The organism is Archangium minus, assembly GCF_044360475.1.
Classification (GTDB): Bacteria; Myxococcota; Myxococcia; order Myxococcales; family Myxococcaceae; genus Archangium; species Archangium minus.
In genome coordinates this window covers 8,391,561-8,410,251 of the sequence record NZ_CP043494.1, presented here as the reverse complement: position 1 = coordinate 8,410,251, position 18,691 = coordinate 8,391,561, and the positions used below count along the sequence as shown (strand labels likewise).

Sequence of the window (18,691 nt, the reverse complement as noted above, 5' to 3'; positions counted from 1 at the left end):
CTGGTGAACGGTTACCCAGCGAATGGTAGGAGCCGGCAGCCACGGTCACCACTCCGCTCAACCCTGGCACCTGCACCGGCACCGGGCGGCTGGTCGTAGTGTCATCTCCCAGCTGGCCGTAGAAGTTGTAGCCCCAGGCCCACACGGTGCCGTCGGAGCGTACCGCCAGCGAATGGGAGGAGCCCGCGGCCACGGCCACCACCCCGCTCAGCCCCTGCACCTGCACTGGCACCGAGCGACGGGTCGTAGTGCCATCTCCCAGCTGGCCGTAGACGTTGTAGCCCCAGGTCCACACGGTGCCGTCGGAGCGCACCGCCAGCGAATGGAAGAAGCCTGCGGCTACGGCCCCCACTCCGCTCAACCCTGGCACCTGCATCGGCACCGAGCGGTTGGTTGTGGAGCCATCCCCCAGCTGGCCGTAGGCGTTGTAGCCCCAGGCCCACACGGTGCCGTCGGAGCGCACCGCCAGCGAATGGGATGTTCCCGCGGCTACGGACACCACCCCGCTCAATCCTGGCACCTGCACCGGCACCGAGCGGTTGGTTGTGGAGCCATCCCCCAGTTGGCCGTAGAAGTTGTAGCCCCAAGTCCACACGGTGCCGTCATAACGTACTGCCAGCGAATGGTAAGAGCCTGCGGCTACGGCCACTACTCCGCTCAGCCCTTGCACCTGCACCGGCACCGAGCGGTTGGTCGTGGAGCCATCCCCCAGCTGGCCGTAGGGGTTGTAGCCCCAGGCCCACACGGTGCCGTCATAACGTACTGCCAGCGAATGGGATGCGCCCGCGGCCACGGACACCGCCCCGCTCAGCCCTTGCACCTGCACTGGCGCCGAGCTGCTGGTCGTGGAGCCATCCCCCAGTTGGCCCGAGCTGTTGTTCCCTGCGGCCCAGACGGTGCCATCTGGACGCAGTGCCAGAGAATGAGAGCTCCCTGCTGCGAGACGGGCTCGTGACTGCGCGGCCCGCAGAGGAGAGCCCATCAGCGCCTGCTCTCCTGCCTCTTCAGTGGGCTGACCACAACCCACTACCAGCAACACTCCAATCCAGACGCCCAGCAGTCTGGTCATCCATCGTCCCGCATTGCTTTGCATTGTCTTACTCCTGGCCAGAGGGGGACATCAGAAGCAGAGGGTCTTCGCAAAGACGCCAGAGGTCTCAGCATTACCGTCGAGGTACCAGGAGCCCGCGGAGGCGTAGGCGTTGATGGAATCGCTCATGCCATCGAACTGTCCCGCCATGTACGTCAGGCACGGACCTGGCCCGACGTGTCGCCCATGTGCGTGTCGTAGCCCTTGCTCAAGTTCCACGAGTACTCGCCGTTGTAGGTGCTCACCTCGAGTGCCGGAGGCCCTGTGCATCCGTGCACTTGTTCAAACCAAGGAGGCGAAGAGCGGGCGAACTATGCATGGAATTTTCGCGTCCCATTCCGCCTGCGCACTGGTGGGTGTGCCGTCTCCCGGGGACTACACGTTCGAGTCGTCCGAGGGGTTCTGGCTGGCGATTTCCCGCTCATGGAGGTGGTGGTTCCGGCGGAGCGATGTTCTCCGGCGCTGGCGGCGGGCGCTCGGCTTTCCGCTGGGAACGACCGAGTTGGCAACCGCGGGAGGTGGCGGAGGCGCCGGGACCTCCGCGAATGGCATCAACGGGAACGGCGGTGCTGCGGGCCGCAATGGCCAGAACGGAGTCAATGGAGTTGATCCGGATGGCTCCTTCGGGACAGGCGGCGGGAGCGGAACCCAGACGGCGGGTGGTGCCGCGGGTATCGGTGGCTGCGGTGGTGGCGTGAGCCCGGGTTCTCAGTTCATGGGTGGAGATGGCTATATCCCGTGGGGATGCGGCAACGGCGGTGGCGGCGGTGGTGGCTACTACGGGGGCGGTGGCGGCGGAGGGGACATGAGCGGTTCCAATGGCGCTGGGGGTGGGGGAGGCTCGAGCTATGCGTCGGGCGGGCTCTTCCTGGATGCTTCCGGCCGCGCGGCCGCGAACCAGACCGATGCCGATTATGAGTCCGGCACCGGTTGGCAACACGGATGGTGGCCACGGCCGTATCGTCATCCGCTACTAAGCGCCCGGACATCAATTCTGTCTACCTGCTCCGCCCCCCGGGGAAGTAGTGCAGCATGAGCCTCACGCCGGAGGTGTACAACATTCATGTCCGGGGGCTTAGTGGGCAACTGCCCGGGCCTACCCGACTCCTCCTGACGCGTTGCCTTCCTTCTCCGCCTGTCGCATCCTTCTCCTCTATGAATCGCTGTACCTCCTGCAACGCCCCCTTTATCTCCCTCGTACCCAACTGCGAGTACTGTGGGGCGCTTGCTCCCGAGGTCATTCTCCGCCGTCTCGATGCTGCGGCTCGTAAACCTGTGCAGCAACACGAGCAGCAAGTGGCGGAGCCGGACAAAGCCGAGCCGGACGAGGCGGAGGCAGACGAGGCGGAGCCGGACGAAGCCGAGCCGGGAGTGGTGCATCTGGGCGTGGTGCAGTTGGGCAATGCCCCTATCGTCGCCAGGGATTGGGCTCCTTACGACCTCAAGCAAGCGCAGGCGGAGCAAGACGGGACGGACGTCGAGGAGCAAAGCAGGGTTGTCGCGACTGAGGTGAGAGGGCGGGCCAATGACACCCTGGTGGTGTCGATCATCACTCTGCTTCTGCTCCTGCTGCCCTTTGTGCCCGCTTTCGGACGGGGCCTGACCTTCTTCATTCTCATGCCCATCATCTCATTCTGGGTCGTCCGCTCCGGCAGGCGTGCGCGACGGCTGACACGTGAGCATGGGATTGAGGTCCCGTGGCGGGTCTCGCTGAGTTCGGGGCTGGGCTGGCTGATGCTCGTCATCAGCCTGGGTGGGTGGGCCCTTTTCGGGGGGTTGGTGATCATGGAGCGCTCGCAGAAGGCGGAGTTGCGTGCGCGTCTGGAGGGGAAATTGACGAAGGCCTCGCTCTCTCCCCGTGTAGCGTGTGCGATGCTCGAACTGATGTTGCTGGAATCCAAGGTAGAAGGCTTCACCATCCTTGGCGATTTCAGCTGTGAGGGCACTCTCGAAACCACCGCCACGGGGGCCCTCCTGCGGGGGGCCAAGATGAAGAACGCCGGCCAAGAGGAATGGCGCAATATCTTCGCCTGCCTCCAGTCGAAGCCGGCGTGGAGCATCCGCTCGCTGCGGTGGGACACACATTGCGATGACTCCCCGCAGGGGACGGCGAAGACCACCGTCCCCTGAGCCACTGTTTGGCAGCAATGACGCTTTGAAGACCGAGTGCGTGCGCAGCATCGCGAGCGGCACTCGCGCGGCCTCTCTGCGGGTTGGCCAGCGACATGAGCCAACGTACGCTTGAGGCGGCTCAGCGGGCCGCCTCATCCACCTGGTCGACGATGAAGCGACGGCACTTCAACGACCAGAAGGATGCCCCCAGTCGACCGTTTCCAATGCCTGGTTGATGGACTGCTGATTCATCGAACTCCCGAGAGGTTGCGTATTCCGGCGAAGTGGAACACCCATTCCGGGCGAAGTGGAACACCCGTTCCGGCCATGTGGAACAGTCGGAGCGTCAGCGACGCTGGCCGGGGTTCACTTCGCCCCCTTCTTGGACCGGGTCAAATTCCTTTCCGGGTCGCGCACCGAGTCGCCGGTGAGCTTGAGGCGATGGGCGTTGTGCACCAGCCGGTCGAGGATGGCATCGGCCACGGTGGCGTCGCCAATCACCGCGTGCCAGTCCTTCGTATCAAGCTGGGAGGTCACCACGGTGGCACCGGAGCCATACCTGTCCTCCAACACTTCCAGCAGTTCCTTGCGCTCGCTGGCGCCCAGGGGCTCCAGGCCGAAGTCGTCGAGAATCAGCACCTGGGCCTTGGCGAGCCTGCGCAGCAGGTGCGGGTAGGTGCCGTCGGCACGAGCCTGCGCCAGCTCGTCGAAGAGACGCGAGGCGCGGCGGTACACCACGCCGTAACCGTCGCGGCACGCCCTCTGTCCCAGCGCGCACGCCAGGAAGCTCTTGCCCACGCCGGTGGGGCCCGTCACCAGCACGTTCTGCGCCTGCGCCACCCAGCGTGAGGTGGACAGCTCCAGCACCTGGGCCTTGGTCAGCCCCCGCGCCAGGCCGTAGTCGATGTCCTCCAGGCACGCCGTCTGGCGCAGCCGCGCGGTGCGCAGGCGCGAGGTGAGCTTCTTGTTCTCCCGGTGCACCCACTCGGCATCCACCAGCAGGCCCACCAGGTCCGTCGGGCCCACCTCCTTGTCGGCTGTCCGCTCCGTCCAGGTGCGTAGGTAGTGGGCCATGCCGTACAACTTCATCGCGTTGAGCTTCTCCAGCGTCTGTTCCACCAGCATCGTCTCTTCTCCTCGTTGGGGTTGTTGGGTGTTGCCGCGCCGGAGCGCGCCCGAAGGGCGCGCGCAGGCGTACTCCGAGGCACCGGGCCGCGAAGGCTGGCACCGCGGAGCTCTGTCCGCGCACCGTGGCCGGGCGCGGGAAGTGTCAGTGGTAGTAGTCGGCGCCGCGCACGTTCTCGTGCGCGGGCAGCGGGCCTTTGTCCTCGGGTGCCGACTCCATCTCCTCGAGGTGGTGCTGGAGGATGGCGGCCACGGACTTGTAACTGTAGGCGCGGTGGCGCACGGCCCTGGCGCACGCCTTCTCCACGCGTTGTGGCCCGTGGCGCTCAGCCAGACGGATGACGCCCAGGGCCGAGCGGAAGCCCTGCTCGGGGTGGGGCCGGCGCTTCATCAGCTCCTCCACCAGCGCCGCCGTGCTGGGGCCCAGCGTGGAGGCCCACGAGAGAATCCGGCTCGGCGTCCACTCCGCATGTGCGCGGTGACTCTTGGGCATGTGTTCGGCCAGCGTGGTGAAGCCTCCGCGCTGCTGGCTGCGCACGTGGCTGGCCACGCGCCGGCCGCCCAGCAACACCTCCACGCACGAGGGCGTGTAGCGCACCTCCACCTGCTGCCCCACCAGCCCGTACGGCACGCTGTAGCAGTGCCCCTCCAGCTCCACGTGGTAGTCCACGTTGACGCGCGCCTTCTTCCAGTGCGCCAGCTCGTAGGGCTTGTCCGGCAGCGGTTTGAGGGCCGCCCTCTCCACCTCCTCGAAGAGTTGCCGGCGGCTCTTGCCCAGCTTACGCATGGGCCTCGTGTTCAACTTCTCCAGCAGCTCCGCCACCGCCTCGCGCACCTCACCCAGCGAGGCGAAGCGCCGGTTGCGCAGCGCCGCCAGAATCCACCTCTCGGCCAGCAGCACCCCGTTCTCCGCCTTCGCCTTGTCCCGCGGCTTGCGCGGCCTCGCCGGCACCACCGCGAAGCCGTAGTGCCGCGCCATGTCCGCGTAGCTGGGGTTGATGTCCGGCTCGTACCGGTTGGCTCGCGTCACTGCCGCCTTCAGGTTGTCGGGCACCGCCATCTCCGGCACCCCTCCGAAGTACGCGAACGCCCTCTGGTTGCACCCCACCCACGTGCCCACGTCCTCGCTGAAGACGGGCTCCACGTACGTGTAGTTGCTCGCCCCCAGCACCGCCACGTACAGCTTCGCCACCCGCACCTCGCCGCTCACCGCGTCGTGGACTTGCAGCCCATCGCCGCTGAAGTCCATGAAGCACTTTTCCCCGGCCCGGTGCTCCTGGCGCATGGTGACGCTCACGCTCTTGGCCCATCGCGCGTAGCGCTCGCAGAACTGGCTGTACTGGTAGCCCTCCGGGTGCTCCTCCCGGTACTCCTGCCACAACAGTAACTTGGTGACGCCCTTGCGCCTGAGTTCCGCGTGCACATGCGCCCAGTCCGGCTCGGGCCGGCTCGCCACCACCTTGCCCTCATCCGCGAACAGCAGCGCCGTGAGGGCGGTGTCGTTGTCCAGTTCCGGCGGCAGCGGCCAGCTCGTCAGCTTCGCCGCCTGCGCCCGGTACAGGTAGCGGTTGACCGTGCCCACGCCGATTCCCAGGCTCCGGGCAATCTCCCGCACCGACAGCTTCAGCTCCAACCTCTGCCTCAACAACTCTCTCAGCTTGCGCATGGACAGCCTCTCTGCCGCCATCAACACCTCCTTGAGGGGAGGTCAGAGGCGGCGGCTCGTCCAGCACCGTCAACGCTCCACTGGGTTTCCCATCCTGCCACCTACTTCCAGAGTGCGTTCCACTTGCCCCGGAATCGGTGTTCCACATGGCCGGAATGGGCGTTCCACATGCTCCGGAATCAGTGTTCCACTTGCCCCGGAATCGGTGTTCCACATGGTCCGGTGCACGCAAGAGGTTACTTCTTCCGACGTGTGACACGCATTCGCAGCTGCTTTGGGATCAACGAGACATGCGCTGGCGCGGGCTCAATCGGCCCCTCCCGCACGCACCGCGCCTCCCAGCGCGAAGCGATCGTCGCCAGGGTCAGCATGACCTCGGTCACCCCGAGCATCTCCCCGATGCAGCGGCGAACCCCTCCGCCGAAGGGGACGAAGCTGTTCATCGACAGGCGGTTGGCGCGCTCGGGGAGCCACCGGTCGGGCTCAAAGCGGTCCGGCTGCTTGAAGGACCTGGGACTGCGGTGGAGCAGATAGGGGCTGTACGCAATCCCAGTTCCCCGCGGGAGCGGGTAGGGGCCGAGGACGGTGTCACGCATTGTCACCCGGGTGAAGAGCCAGCCCGGTGGATAGAGGCGCAGCGCCTCCATGACGATTCGACGTATTTCCTTCAGCTCGGGGAGGTCGTCCCATTGCGCCGCTCACCCACCGAGGACACTGTCCAACTCGGCCTGGAGCCGTTGGGTGACGTCCGGATGGTGGCCCAGCAGGTACAGACACCAGCACAGGGTCGCGGCCGACGTCTCGATTCCCGCCAGCAGGAGCGTCGTGACTTGATTGTGGACCTCCTGGGGGGACAGTCCCGCGCCGCCGCCCTCGTCCTTTTCCCTCAAGAGGATGGACAGCACGTCCTCCCGTTCCACGCCGGATGAGATGTATTCCGAGATGATCTTCCGGATCTCCTCATGCAGGACCTCGAGCGCCCGCTTGTAGCGGAGGTTGCCAGGAGTAGGCAGCCGCTCGAAGAGCGTGCCCGGCCCCACCGTCCGCACGAAAAGGCCGTTGAGGTAGATGGACAAGGCCTCGGCGATTCTCTCGATGGAGGCGTCGGCCATTTCAGCCGAGAACATGGAGCGTGCCGCGATGCGGGAAGCGATGTGATAGGCGGCAGCCTTCATGTCGACCACGGCGCCATCCTCCCAGTCGCGGAGTGCCCCTTCGGCGACCTCGGCCATGACGGACGAGTAGTCTTTGATCGAGCTTTTCTTGAAGGCGGGCTGAACCAATCGCCGCTGGCGCTTGTGCGGCTCCGACTGGCTCGTGAGCAGCCCATTTCCCGTCAGCTCGCTCAGTTTCTCGTAAAGGGAGCCACCCTTATCAAAGGTGGCGCTGTCATGCAGGACCTGACGTGTGAGCTCGGGGTCGGTGATGACAACCATAGGCAGCTGCCCGATGTAGACACGGACGAGACTTCCAACCTTCTCTAACGAGAGAAGGAACTCGCGCGGTCTGGTGAGCAGGGGCCAGGAGTGTCCGAGCAGCGGCCAACGTGCGGGGGCGGTCGGGACATGCGCCGAGGCAGCTGGCGATGTCTCTCCATCCAGGAGGTGCATACCGAGTCATCTCCCATTCTTATTCTTGGATTGCAATGCCAGACTTGATGAATGACGGGCCGGTGAGTGTCTGCTCCCTCTTTCGGGTGATTCCCACCAACGCCTGAAGCTTTACCCTGAGCGCGTGATCAGGACATCAGAGGATTCCTTGAAAAAACCTCTCCACCCCCTGCGCAGGGTGATGGCGCTGACGGTCGTGGCGCTGCTGGCGGCATGTGGAGACCGTGGCGACGAGGGTGCAGCGAAGGCGAACCCCGAAGCTGCGGTGCTCGGAAGCAACCCCCACCTGGCTGCCATGAGCACGGACAATGTCGGCCCCGCGCTGCCCGCCGGCCGCTATGTGCTCGTGAGTGCGCTGAGTGGCAAGTGTGTGGAGGCAATCCCCGGCAATACCGACGGAGGGAGGATTCAGCAGTCCACCTGCGTCGACGGCCCGAGTCAGACCTTCGAGGTGATCCGAGAAGCCGACGGAGGTTACAAGTTCGTCAACGTGGGCACCGGTCGCGTGATCGACCTGACTGGTGGCTCGACCGCGGACGGCGCCGTCATCCAACAGTGGAGCCATAACAGCTCCAGCGCCCAACGCTTCCTGCTGCGACGAGAACAGGGCAATCTCCACAGCCTGGTCAACGTGGGTAGCCACAAATGTGTGGCCATTGAGGGTGGCAGCAGCGCCGAGGGGGCGGGCCTGCGGCAGGCCAGTTGCGACAGCCAGGCGCCGCAGCACTTTCTGCTCTATCCCCGAAGCGGCGACAGCCGGGGCTCACTGGCCGTGGGCCAGTACCGGCTGCGTTCGGTGAGCTCCAACCTGTGCTTGGAGATTGCCGGCGCCAGCACGGCCGATGGAACCCAGGTCCAGCAAGCCCATTGCGACAACGTGGCGCATCAGCACTTCGAGGTGCTGCCCTCGGTGGAGGGCACCTACCAGCTGCGTGGCGTTCACAGTGACAAGCCGCTGGACGTGCGCGGGAACACCCCGATCAATGGCGAGCCATTCCAGCAGTGGAGCGACAACGGTGGGCCCAACCAACGCTTCAGGGTGAGCCCGGAGGGGGAGGCCTACCTGCTCAAGGCTTCGCACAGCGGCAAGTGCATGGACGTGAAGGACATGAGCCAGGCCGCGGGCGGGCAGATCATCCAGTGGGATTGCAGCGGTCAGTCCAACCAGCAGTGGCGGCTGGAGGCCGTGACGCAACCGGCGCCCACCGGCTCCACCCCTCTCCTCAAGCTTCCACTTGAGGTGCTGAGCGATGGTTCCCCTTTGATCCCTGCGATCTCCGAGGCCCGCCTCCACGTTGACGCCAGCAAGCTCGGCAATGTGAGCCAGCTGTGGTGGGTGTGCCACCGCTGCGCCTTCTTTGGCGCCCCCGAGTTCGAAGCGACGAGCCCGCCGCCCACCCAGGTGAAGGCCAGCGTGCGCGTGCTCGGAGGCATCAGCCCGGACCAGGCCGACGGCATTCCCTGGATCGACATCACGGACGCCACCGTGAAACTGGCCGATGTGGAACGTGTCCAGGGCGGTCTGCCCCGAGGCGGGTTCTACACCACACGCATGAGCCTCGTGCTCGATGCCGCCACCAGGGCGAGGCTCGTGGCCGCGCCTGGCGGCAACCTCATCCAGTTCCGCTTCAATGGGACCGATGGCGAGTCCAATGGCTATCGCGTCCTCAACCTCCAGCTGCAAGACGCCCAGGGCGCCAGCCTGGCCAGCAACCCCGTGCGGCTGGCCGACATCCAGGTCGAGAAGGTGGCCGGCCAGACCTGGAGCGCCGATGTCTCGGCGGGCGAAGCGCTCTGGTATGGCCAGGGCACGCTCCTCAAAAGCAGTATCGTCAGACGCAGCATCAAGGCCGCCTGCGCCTCCTGCCACGCAACTGATGGGCGAGATCTGCAGTACTTCAACTACTCCAACAACGCCATCGTGCAGCGCTCGCGCTTCCATGGCCTGAGCGATGCACAAGGCAGACAGATCGCCGCCTATCTTCGCTACAGCCAGCGGAACGTGCCCCATGTGCCCCAGGCCGCGCCGTGGAACCCGCCGTACCAGCCCGGCCCGGGGCTGGACGGAAAACCCATCATCGAATGGGCCGCCGGAGCTGGTCTGAGCGCCGTGCTCGAGACCCCCACCCAGGCCCTTCAGGCTCTCTTCGGCAAGCCGCTGAGCTCTCAGCCACTCGCGCTGAGCCAGGCAGATGTCGATGCCGTGATGAACGCCAACGCCACCCTGAACGCGCGGGAAGTGGCCATGCCGCTGCAGTACCCCGACTGGAACGCCTGGCTGCCTACGATCCATCCGCTCGACGTGTGGCCCGCGGGCGCCAGCAGCGCCGGTTCCTTCGAGAACGGAGCCCAGTGGGCGCAAAGCAGCCGCACCCATCCCAAAGCCAGTGCGGACCAGATCGAGGCATGGCTCGAGGCTCACAAGAATCCCAATGGGCAGTATGGGGACTGGAGCCACCTCACCCCGAGCGAGCGCAACCAGATCCAGGGCTACTTCAGCGCCTTTGGCTGGGAGGCCTACCGCTTCCTGGGTGGAGGCCGCGGCAATCACATCGCCAGCTCCGGCGAGTACGGCGCGCAGGTTGGAGCCCGCCTCCTGGCCGCGCGTGCCGCCAGCTCCACGACGGGCAGTGAGCCGGCGTCCTTCACCACCAACGCCTTCATTGAGCGCGCCGTCATGAGCCTGCTCCACTGGAACGTCATCAAGCAATGGGAGTGGGCCCATACCTATGGGCTCGAAGGCAACCAGCAGTGGTTCATTGGCGACTTCAACGCCGCCACCCAGACCTGGAGAGGCCGGGGTGAAGTGCGAGGCTGGCCCTTCAACACAGTGAGCGTGTTCTTCTTGGCTCCGCACATGCTCTACCAGGCTGACGAGACCTCTTCGGGGAAGGTCACGCGGGAGTGGTACCTGGCCTGGGAGCGCTCCAACATCGTGGGCTCGTACTACCGGACCAATGCCTGGTACCAGCTGCAGGTCTCCATCAACCCGGGGGCTCAAGGCGATTGGGTGAACTTCTCGGTGGATTGGCCCTACCTGACCGGCTTCGACGAGCTCCTGTCGGAGACCGTGGGCACCTCGACACCCGCTCACGCAAACGCGGCCTTCTTGAGCGACCTCCGGCTGCTGCAGGCCCGCATCAAGTCGGCCCAGTACGTCAACAACGACATCCCGCTCTACGTGCCAACCCAGACCGGCAGCCTCATAGACAACCGCGGACGCTTCGGTCGGGCGCAGACCCTGAAACACCTGACCCCTACCAATTTCATGGACCAGGCGACGACCCAAGGCACCCGCAAGACGCCCTTCAGCAAGCTGGATCAACTCCAATCGGGCCTGTACCTGAAGGTGCTCAACGGGGCGATGAACCAATTCAATGCCCTGTACACGGACACCGACCCCGCGAAATGGCGGCGTTGCGATCCGGCCAACACGGAGCTGGGAGAGAGCGAGCCGTATGCCGGGTTCGCCTTCTGTGTGGATCAAACCCGAAAGCCCCTGGCACAGCCTGCACCGGGCAACTTCGTGATGAACGCGGTGAACGGAAGGGTCACGGTTGAGCAGTCGCAACAGTATGGAATCTGGAAGGCCACGCAGCTGGGGGCCGATGCGCAGCGCATCCAGAAGTGGCGCGAGTGGACCTCGCGTCTCTGGCCTTGAACCGGGCTCAGCCCAAGGAGAACACGATGAGCACCTTCACCACCGCCGACGGATGCAACCTGGACTACCACCTCGCGGGCTCGAGCTCGAGCGAGCGCACCTTGGTGCTGCTGCACGGCTGGTCGCAGTCGCGCGCGATGTTCGATCGAGTGATCCCCATGCTCGCCAGGCACTACCGTGTCGTCAGCTACGACCAGCGTGGCCACGGGGAATCCGGCCACCCCACGCACGGCGCCCGCATCGCCCGGCTCGCGCGTGACCTTGACGAGCTCCTGACGCACCTCCACATCGAGCGGGCGGACTTCCTGGGCCACTCCATGGGGGCGTCGGTGCTGTGGAGCTACCTCGACCTGTTCGGCTCCGCGAAGGTGAGCTCGCTCATCATCGTCGACCAGCCCAGCGCCTGCACGGTCCTGCCCTGGCTTGATCAGACTGAAGCGGCCAAGGCAGGTGCCATCTTGGACTTCCCCGGCGCCGAGGTCTTCTGCAAGGGCTTCATCGGTCCCGACGCGGCGAGCGTGCGGCGCAATTTCCTCGTCTCCATGCTCACCAAGCAGATCTCCGGCGAGGACTTGGAGTGGCTCTACCAGGAGAACCTCAAGCTCGATGGCGGCTTTGGCTCACGGCTGCTGCTGGACCACCTCATGCAGGACTGGCGCGACGTGCTGCCACGCATCGACGTGCCGACGCTGGTGCTCGCCGGCGAGGTCAGCCACGTCAATCCGGCATCGCAGAGGTGGAGCGCCGAGCAAATCCCCGGAGCCCAGCTGCGCATCTTCACCGCCGAGGAGGGGGGCGCGCACTTCGCGTTCTTCGAGCGGCCGGAGCCTTTCGCGGTCGCATTGCGCTCCTTCCTCGACGCCCAGCCGGCGCCGCGTCATCGTCTGGCACCCTCCCAGGCGTCACGAACTCCCCCCCGTGGGGCGCTGCGGTAGGGACCAGGAGAACCTCGTTGGTTCGCGGGTACCCTGACTCTAGTGGCAATCGTGCCTGAGCCGTCGGCGCCACTATTTTAGAATGACGACCGCTTCGACCTCGAACAGCATAGGGTCAATTGCAAGCTTGGGGACGGGAATCAGAGTCTGCGCCGGCAGTGCCTTGCCGAACATTTCCTTGACGTTCTTGGTCAACACCTCGAGCTTGGACATGTCGTGATCGACCACGAAGACCGTGAGCTTGGCGACCTGATCCGGCCTGGCACCGAGAGCATCGAGAGCGGTGCGCAAATTTGCGTAGGCCTGCTTGACCTGGACGGCGAAGTCAGCCGACAGGGCTCCCGTGCTGTCTTGGCCGCCTTGTCCGGAGATGTAGGCTATCCGGGCGTCGCGGGGCACGATCACCGCTGTGCTGTAACCATTCGGCGTCGGGTCGTAGAGGTTTTGGGGATTGACGATGGTCAGCTTGAGCTCGTTCTCGTGAGCTGTCGTCGCAGTGGGAACGCCCATGGTCATGATGATTAGCCTTCCGATAAGCACGCGCTTGATTGCGCGTGACATGATTTTCTCTTGGCTCTGAGGACCGCGAGCGACGTACCTCGCGGCCTACAGGATTGAACTTCAACTCGCCCAGGTGATTGACTCGTACGGCGTACGACTGATAGCACCGTACACCGTACGAGTCAATCGATCAGGATCGACATTCAGCGCATTGCCGGCCTAGATCGACCTTCTGACCAGCGAGGAAGACAGATGGCAGCCAAACGGAGCGGGGCTCGGGGCAAACGGTCTGAACGGATAAGTGAGTCACTCCAGCCCACGCAGGAGCCGCGCAGTGAACCGCCTCTCTCTCTGGAACGTATCGTGGCGACTGCGGTAGAACTGCTGGACGCCCAAGGCGTCGAAGGATTGACGATGCGTCGGCTGGCCGAACGCCTCGGCTCGAGCGCGATGAGCCTATATTGGCACGTCGACAACAAAGAGGAGGTCTTTGATTTGGCGCTCGACTCGGTGCTCGAATATCCCGGACCGCCGCAAATCGCTGAGTCTCGAGACTGGCGTGGGGCTGTCGTTCATATGCTCGAAGACTGGCGCGCCAGCATGCTGCGCCATCCATGGTCGGCATCGCTGTTGCCGCGCCGGGCGCTCGGCCCGAACATCCTCAGTCGCCTGGAACTGCTGAGCAAGACTTTGTCCAAGGCCGGTGTGGCGGACGCAGATCTGAACGTCGCGATATGGTCGCTCTGGAACTATGTGATGGGCGCCACCATCACCCGGGGGAGCGTCGACCTCTCGGACGACGACAGGGTCGCCGCGCAGCAGCGCCTTACACGTCTCAGCGAACGCTATCCGACAATCGAACGCTCTCGTCTGCTGTTGGATGACGACTGGGACGGCACTTTCAGGAAAGGCCTTGACTTCCTGCTCGATGGTCTCGCTCGAGACAAATGAACATTCGTCAATTCCTGGACGTTGACCAGAGCGTAACAATCGTCACGACATCACGCAGCGCTGCAGCTCCGCCTTCGCCCGGTGCAGCAGCACGGCCACGTGGCTCGGCGTGAGGGAGAGCTCGCGCGCCACTTCCTGGATGGCATCGAGTGCATCCTCGGCCGAGAGTCCCTCGTGGCGCGCGATGCGCGTCAGGGCCTGTGCGTGCCCCCGTGCGAGGTCGGAGACCCAGCCGAGAAAGGGGAGGGGTTCCGCGGAGGGTTTGCTCATGGGTCCTCTCCGTCAGAGACGGGACTGTCCGGAGAGGAGATGCGCCAGCCCGTGGCGCGTTGCACGGTGAGGCTCCGTCATCCCCTCGGACATTAGAGGGGGGAGCCGGGCCGCGCTCGCTGCTCGAGCGCGACACGCGCGGAGTGCGTCATGGTGACGAGTGCCGCCCCCAGCATGATGGCATCCTTGATGACGAGGCGGCCCCGGGCACTCAGGTAGGGGAAGCCGAAGTGCGCGTCGCCGAGGTTCGGCACCCACGACTCGGGCGTCGTCACCAGGAAGGACAGGGTGACGAGTGACATCCCCACACACCGCCATCCCGAACCGCTCGGCCCCGCCGCCAGCCGCAAGACCCGCTCGAATTCCTTCTTCATGGTGTACTCCTCCCAGGTCGCGGGTGGGCACATAAGTGCCATCGCCCGCGGGTTCGGGGGAATAGGTCGCGACCGGGGCGGACATTACAGGGCCGCCGCCAGGAACTTCGGAGAGAAATCGACGGAATCGAGGCAGACTGGAGCCCCCCCATCTCTTCTTGGAGGAAAACCACCATGCGAATCTCGTTACTGGTGCTGCTCCTGGTGTCCAGCACCAGCCTTGCCGCGGTAAAGAACGTCTCCACCGTCACGGAGTTGCAGTCAGCACTCGCCTCCGCCAAGGCCGGCGACGAGATCGTCCTTGCGGACGGCACGTACGCCATCAACACGAACCTGAACTGCGCGGCGGATGGCACCGCATCCCAGTCCATCATCGTGAGGGCCGCGAACCGACACGCGGCCCTCATCCGGTTCAACGCAACCGAGGGCTTCAAGGTGTCAGGCCGGTACTGGGTCTTCGATGGCCTGACCATCGAGGGGGTTTGCGCCCAGGATGCGAATTGCGAGCACGCGTTCCACGTCACGGGCCACGCGGAGAACTTCGTCCTGCGCAACAGTCGCGTCCGCGATTTCAACGCCCAGCTCAAGGTGAATGCGACGAAGAACTCCAGCGGCGTCTACGAAATCCCTCACCGGGGGCTCATCGAGAACAATGAGGTCTACGACACGCGCACCCGGAACACGACGACGCCTGTCACCAAGCTCAACATCGACACCGGTGACGACTGGGTCGTCCGCGACAACTACATCCACGACTTCTCCAAGGCCAACAACGGCATCTCCTACGGCGCGTTCATGAAGAGCGGTGGCAAGCGCGGCGTCTTCGAGCGCAATCGCGTCATCTGCACCAAGGATGCCCCCGCCGGAAACACGCGCATCGGCCTGTCCTTCGGGGGTGGAGGCACGGGCAACGCCTACTGCGCGCCGGCCTTCGACGCGAGCGTTCCCTGCAACCCCGAGCACTCGGATGGAATCCTGCGCAACAACGTCATCATCAACTGCTCGGACGTGGGCATCTACCTGAACAAGGCCGCCAACACGAAGGTGCTGTTCAACACGCTCATCGCGACCACCGGCGTGGACTTCCGCTACGCTTCCTCCACCGGAGAGGCGCACGGCAACGTGCTGTCATCCGTCATCCGCACCCGAGATGGCGCCGCCTTCACCGCCGGCACGAACCTGATGAACGTGACCTCGGCCAACTGGGATGCCTGGTACGAGGCGCCGATGGCCGGAGACCTGCGCATCCAGGGCAACGTCTCCCATCTCATTGGCGGTGCCGCCGCGCGCCCCACGGTGAAGGACGATCATTGCGCCCGTCCACGGCCGTCGTCGGGGGCCTACACGCTCGGCGCGCTGGAGCATTCGCTGGGCGACTGCGGTACCGGCACCCCCTCGGACGGCGGAACGCCAGCGGATGGAGGCTCCGATGCGGGCACGGGCGGTGGGTCGAACACCGGGGATGAGGAGCCTCAGGGCGACAACGGCGGCTGCAGTACCAGCCCCGGCCTCGCCGCCATCTTCCTCTCCCTGCTCGTGCCGGTGGTGTTGCGCCGCCGTCCGCGCCGGCCCGGTCAGGACGCATAGCCGCCCAGGAGTCTCGAACCACTCGGGCGGAACGTCGCCGGAGGCTCCCGCCGAGGGGCCACCGCACGGCCGGGCGCTGAGCGTCAACCGCTCGCGCCCGGCACGCGCGCGAGCGGTTCCTTCGCGGTGGCAGCACCGGGAGTCGAATTCCTCACCCGGCCTCGGTCTTCACTCTCTCCACCGTGCTCTCGATGAGCCTGCGAATCTCCTCGAGGCGCTCCTTCGTGGATGCCTCGTAGCGGAGCACGAGGATGGGCTGCGTGTTGGAGGCACGGATGAGGCCCCAGCCGTCCGGGAAGGTCACGCGCACGCCGTCCACGTCCACGAGCTTCAGGCCCTGCTTCCTCAAGAGCTCGGTGGCGCGCTTGACCACCTTGAACTTCTTCTCTTCGGGGATGTCCACCCTCAGCTCCGGCGACACGTGCGTCTCCGGCACGTCCGAGAGCAACCCGGACAGTCGCTCTGTCTCGTGTGTGAGGATCTCCAAGAGCCGTGCGGACGAGTACACCGCGTCATCGAACCCGTAGTAGCGGTTCTTGAAGAAGATGTGGCCACTCATCTCCCCGGCCAGCTCCGCGTGCTCCTCCTTCATCTTCGCCTTGATGAGCGAGTGACCCGCCTTCCACATGATGGGCCTGCCACCGTGCTTCGCGATGTCGTCGTACAGCGTGTAGGAGCACTTCACCTCGCCGATGATGGCCGCGCCCGGACTCTCCTTCAGCACGTACCGCGAGAAGAGGATCATCAACTGGTCGCCCCAGAGGATGTTCCCCTGGTCGTTGATGACGCCGATGCGGTCCGCGTCACCATCGTAGGCAATGCCGACCTCGGCCTTCTCCCTCCTCACCGCGGCGATGAGCGCCTCCAGGTTCTCTGGCACCGACGGATCCGGGTGGTGGTTGGGGAAGCGCGCGTCCATCTCGCAGAACAACGGCACCACGTCGAAGCCCATGGACTCGAAGAGCGGTACCGCGACGTGGCCACCGGTGCCGTTGCCCGCGTCCACCACGATGCGCATGCGCTTGCGCCCCACCTTCACCGTCTGCCGGATGAAGTGCGCGTACGGCGTGATGATGTCGAACCCACTGACCTTGCCCCTGCCGGTCTCGAAGTCCTTCTTCTCGATGAGCCGGCGGAGCTCCTGGAGCTCCGGGCCGTGAAAGGTCGCCTTGCCCGCCCCAATCTTGAAGCCGTTGTACTCGGGTGGGTTGTGGCTGCCGGTGATCATCGCGAGCCCCTCCACCGGGAGCGTGTTCGCCGCGAAGTAGGTGAGGGGGGTGGGCACGACACCGAGGTCCATCACGTCGATGCCGGTGGAGGTGAGGCCCCTGACCATCGCCTCGCGGAAGCGCGTGGAGGACTCGCGGCAGTCACGGCCCAGCACCACCGTGCGGCCACCCTTGCGCTTCACCACCGTGCCGAGGCCCCTGCCCAGCAGCTCGACTCCGTCGACGGTGAGGTCCTCGTCGACGAGGCCGCGGATGTCGTACTCGCGGAAGATGTGTGGGTTCATCTGGTTTCACTTCCGAGGCCAAGAAGGGCCTTCGTGGCCGACTTTCCAGCCATGAGCTGGCGGCCCGTGGTGCTTTCGCCGCTCGTTCCCCATCCCGAGGGCTCAAGGGTGGCTTCGGGCTTCTGTCCCGCGTAGAGCGCCTCGAGGCGCGCGACGTGCACCTCCCACCGGAAGCGCTGCTCGACGAGCGCCCGGCCGTTCGCGCCCAGCCATCGCCGCAGGCCAGCGTCCAACAGCAGCCGATCCACGGCGAAGGCGAACTCCTCCGGTGTATTGCCGATGAGGAGCTCCCGTTCCTGGCAGCCCTGGACACCCTGGTTGGCTACCGCCGTCGAGACCACCGGCGTCCCGGTGGCCATGGCTTCCAGGACCTTGTTCTGGATTCCGGAGCCGGACTGCATGGGGCAGATCGCCACCGTGGCCTTCCCGAGGCGCTCCTCCATCTTCGGGACCCGCCCCAGCACCTGGATGTTGCTACCGGGCCCGGCGAGCGCGCGGATGCTCGCCGGGGGATCCGCCCCGACGATCTCAAGCTGGAGCCGTGGCCACCTGGGCCGGAGCAAAGGCCAGACCTGGCGCACGAACCAGCTCACCGCCTCCTGATTGGGCGGATAGGCCATGTTCCCCGTGAAGATGAGCGTCGCCGGGTTCCGGCCCTCGAGGCCGCGGAACTGGAACTTCTCGAGGTCCACGCCATTGGGGTTCACCTGGATGTGCGGGCCTCCGAGGAGCTGCTGATCGATGGGCGAGGAGATGACCAACGAAGGGAACCGCTGGACGACGGCCCGCTCATAGTCGCGCACCCGCCGGTACTCCAGGTCGTACGCGAGGCGCATCGGGCCTCGCGCCTCGTTCCTCCGGGACAGCAGGTTCAGGCTCATCGAGTCGATCAAATCCACCACGATCACCTGCTTCCCCACGAGATTCCAGACATAGGGGAGCATGCGGATGAGAGAGACGTGGAGGGCATCGAACCGCCCCCTGGCCAGCACCGTGGACAAGGTCCTCTCGAAGCGGGAAGAGCGGTGGTACTCCACCTGCAGCGGCCGTGGCGTGAACAGGCCCGTGGCGAGGTTCAACGCTGCTCTCCAGCGCGGCAGCGGGACGACGTGGACTTGTTCGCACAACTTGGAGAGCGGCTCGAGTTGCTCGGGATTCAAAGGCGAATCGTTCAGGCTGACGAGCGTGATCTGGTGCCGCCGGCTCAGTCCCTCGAGCTGGTGGTAGACACGCAGGGAGTCCCCCTTGAGGAGCGGGTACGGAAAGCGTGGAGTGATCAGACAGATTCGCACAGCA

Annotated in this window: 13 protein-coding genes and 2 pseudogenes; 5 read left to right on the top strand and 10 right to left on the bottom strand. The window is 65.4% G+C overall.

The window, feature by feature from the left end; all coding sequences use genetic code 11:
* Positions 1-4 precede the first annotated feature (4 nt).
* Both F0U60_RS34120 and F0U60_RS34115 read right to left on the bottom strand, forming a co-directional pair.
* Positions 5-1,093 (bottom strand): annotated as a pseudogene (locus F0U60_RS34120) (RCC1 domain-containing protein); the annotation flags it as partial.
* A 152-nt stretch (positions 1,094-1,245) separates the two neighbouring features.
* Entirely contained in the window at positions 1,246-1,368 is a 123-nt protein-coding gene (locus F0U60_RS34115) for a hypothetical protein (protein ID WP_395806237.1), read from the bottom strand.
* A 1,093-nt stretch (positions 1,369-2,461) separates the two neighbouring features.
* Between F0U60_RS34115 and F0U60_RS34110 the strand changes: the two genes are divergently transcribed.
* The gene (locus F0U60_RS34110) at positions 2,462-3,220 is read left to right on the top strand and encodes a hypothetical protein (protein WP_395806236.1); all 759 of its coding nucleotides are present in this window, start codon (positions 2,462-2,464) and stop codon (positions 3,218-3,220) included.
* Between the two features lie 348 nt (positions 3,221-3,568).
* Here the strand turns inward: F0U60_RS34110 and istB are convergent, their stop codons facing one another.
* The 3 genes and pseudogenes from istB to F0U60_RS34095 all read right to left on the bottom strand — a co-directional run bounded on the left by istB (position 3,569) and on the right by F0U60_RS34095 (position 7,603).
* Entirely contained in the window at positions 3,569-4,327 is a 759-nt protein-coding gene (istB, locus tag F0U60_RS34105) for an IS21-like element helper ATPase IstB (RefSeq protein WP_395806235.1), read from the bottom strand.
* A gap of 145 nt (positions 4,328-4,472) precedes the next feature.
* Positions 4,473-5,993, bottom strand: coding sequence for an IS21 family transposase (gene istA / locus F0U60_RS34100; protein ID WP_395825442.1), 1,521 nt, complete (start codon positions 5,991-5,993; stop codon positions 4,473-4,475).
* Positions 5,994-6,229: 236 nt separating this feature from the next.
* Positions 6,230-7,603 (bottom strand): annotated as a pseudogene (locus F0U60_RS34095) (cytochrome P450).
* 148 nt (positions 7,604-7,751) lie between these two features.
* Between F0U60_RS34095 and F0U60_RS34090 the strand changes: the two are divergent.
* Positions 7,752-11,264 carry an RICIN domain-containing protein gene (locus F0U60_RS34090; protein WP_395806234.1) on the top strand — a complete coding sequence of 1,171 codons (3,513 nt, stop codon included), beginning with the start codon at positions 7,752-7,754 and terminating at the stop codon, positions 11,262-11,264.
* Between the two features lie 26 nt (positions 11,265-11,290).
* Positions 11,291-12,199: an alpha/beta fold hydrolase gene (locus F0U60_RS34085; RefSeq protein WP_395806233.1), complete on the top strand. Its 909-nt coding sequence runs from the start codon at positions 11,291-11,293 to the stop codon at positions 12,197-12,199.
* Between the two features lie 72 nt (positions 12,200-12,271).
* Here the strand turns inward: F0U60_RS34085 and F0U60_RS34080 are convergent, their stop codons facing one another.
* Complete coding sequence (locus F0U60_RS34080; protein WP_395806232.1) at positions 12,272-12,760, bottom strand: RidA family protein; 489 nt, start codon at positions 12,758-12,760, stop codon at positions 12,272-12,274.
* 303 nt (positions 12,761-13,063) lie between these two features.
* Between F0U60_RS34080 and F0U60_RS34075 the strand changes: the two genes are divergently transcribed.
* Positions 13,064-13,651 (top strand): TetR/AcrR family transcriptional regulator, encoded by a 588-nt coding sequence (locus F0U60_RS34075; RefSeq protein WP_395806231.1) that lies wholly within the window; start codon positions 13,064-13,066, stop codon positions 13,649-13,651.
* A 42-nt stretch (positions 13,652-13,693) separates the two neighbouring features.
* On the opposite strand, the gene F0U60_RS34070 is transcribed toward F0U60_RS34075, so the two are convergent.
* On the bottom strand, positions 13,694-13,921 hold the full coding sequence (locus F0U60_RS34070; RefSeq protein ID WP_395806230.1) for a hypothetical protein: 228 nt from the start codon (positions 13,919-13,921) through the stop codon (positions 13,694-13,696).
* Between the two features lie 92 nt (positions 13,922-14,013).
* Complete coding sequence (locus F0U60_RS34065; protein WP_395806229.1) at positions 14,014-14,295, bottom strand: DUF417 family protein; 282 nt, start codon at positions 14,293-14,295, stop codon at positions 14,014-14,016.
* Between the two features lie 174 nt (positions 14,296-14,469).
* Between F0U60_RS34065 and F0U60_RS34060 the strand changes: the two genes are divergently transcribed.
* Entirely contained in the window at positions 14,470-15,882 is a 1,413-nt protein-coding gene (locus F0U60_RS34060; protein ID WP_395806228.1) for a chondroitinase-B domain-containing protein, read from the top strand.
* A 151-nt stretch (positions 15,883-16,033) separates the two neighbouring features.
* Here the strand turns inward: F0U60_RS34060 and F0U60_RS34055 are convergent, their stop codons facing one another.
* Both F0U60_RS34055 and F0U60_RS34050 read right to left on the bottom strand, forming a co-directional pair.
* Positions 16,034-17,395 (bottom strand): phosphomannomutase/phosphoglucomutase, encoded by a 1,362-nt coding sequence (locus F0U60_RS34055; RefSeq protein WP_395806227.1) that lies wholly within the window; start codon positions 17,393-17,395, stop codon positions 16,034-16,036.
* Entirely contained in the window at positions 17,392-18,687 is a 1,296-nt protein-coding gene (locus F0U60_RS34050; RefSeq protein ID WP_395806226.1) for a glycosyltransferase, read from the bottom strand. The genes F0U60_RS34055 and F0U60_RS34050 overlap by 4 nt, the downstream gene beginning before the upstream one ends.
* Positions 18,688-18,691 lie beyond the last annotated feature (4 nt).

Excerpts from the sequence above, each read along its gene's own strand:
- istB (WP_395806235.1), bottom strand. The coding sequence starts at position 4,327 with ATGCTGGTGGAACAGACGCTGGAGAAGCTCAACGCGATGAAGTTGTAC.
- istA (WP_395825442.1), bottom strand. The coding sequence starts at position 5,993 with ATGCGCAAGCTGAGAGAGTTGTTGAGGCAGAGGTTGGAGCTGAAGCTG.
- F0U60_RS34085 (WP_395806233.1), top strand. The coding sequence starts at position 11,291 with ATGAGCACCTTCACCACCGCCGACGGATGCAACCTGGACTACCACCTC.
- F0U60_RS34080 (WP_395806232.1), bottom strand. The coding sequence starts at position 12,760 with ATGTCACGCGCAATCAAGCGCGTGCTTATCGGAAGGCTAATCATCATG.
- F0U60_RS34070 (WP_395806230.1), bottom strand. The coding sequence starts at position 13,921 with ATGAGCAAACCCTCCGCGGAACCCCTCCCCTTTCTCGGCTGGGTCTCC.
- F0U60_RS34065 (WP_395806229.1), bottom strand. The coding sequence starts at position 14,295 with ATGAAGAAGGAATTCGAGCGGGTCTTGCGGCTGGCGGCGGGGCCGAGC.
- F0U60_RS34060 (WP_395806228.1), top strand. The coding sequence starts at position 14,470 with ATGCGAATCTCGTTACTGGTGCTGCTCCTGGTGTCCAGCACCAGCCTT.
- F0U60_RS34055 (WP_395806227.1), bottom strand. The coding sequence starts at position 17,395 with ATGAACCCACACATCTTCCGCGAGTACGACATCCGCGGCCTCGTCGAC.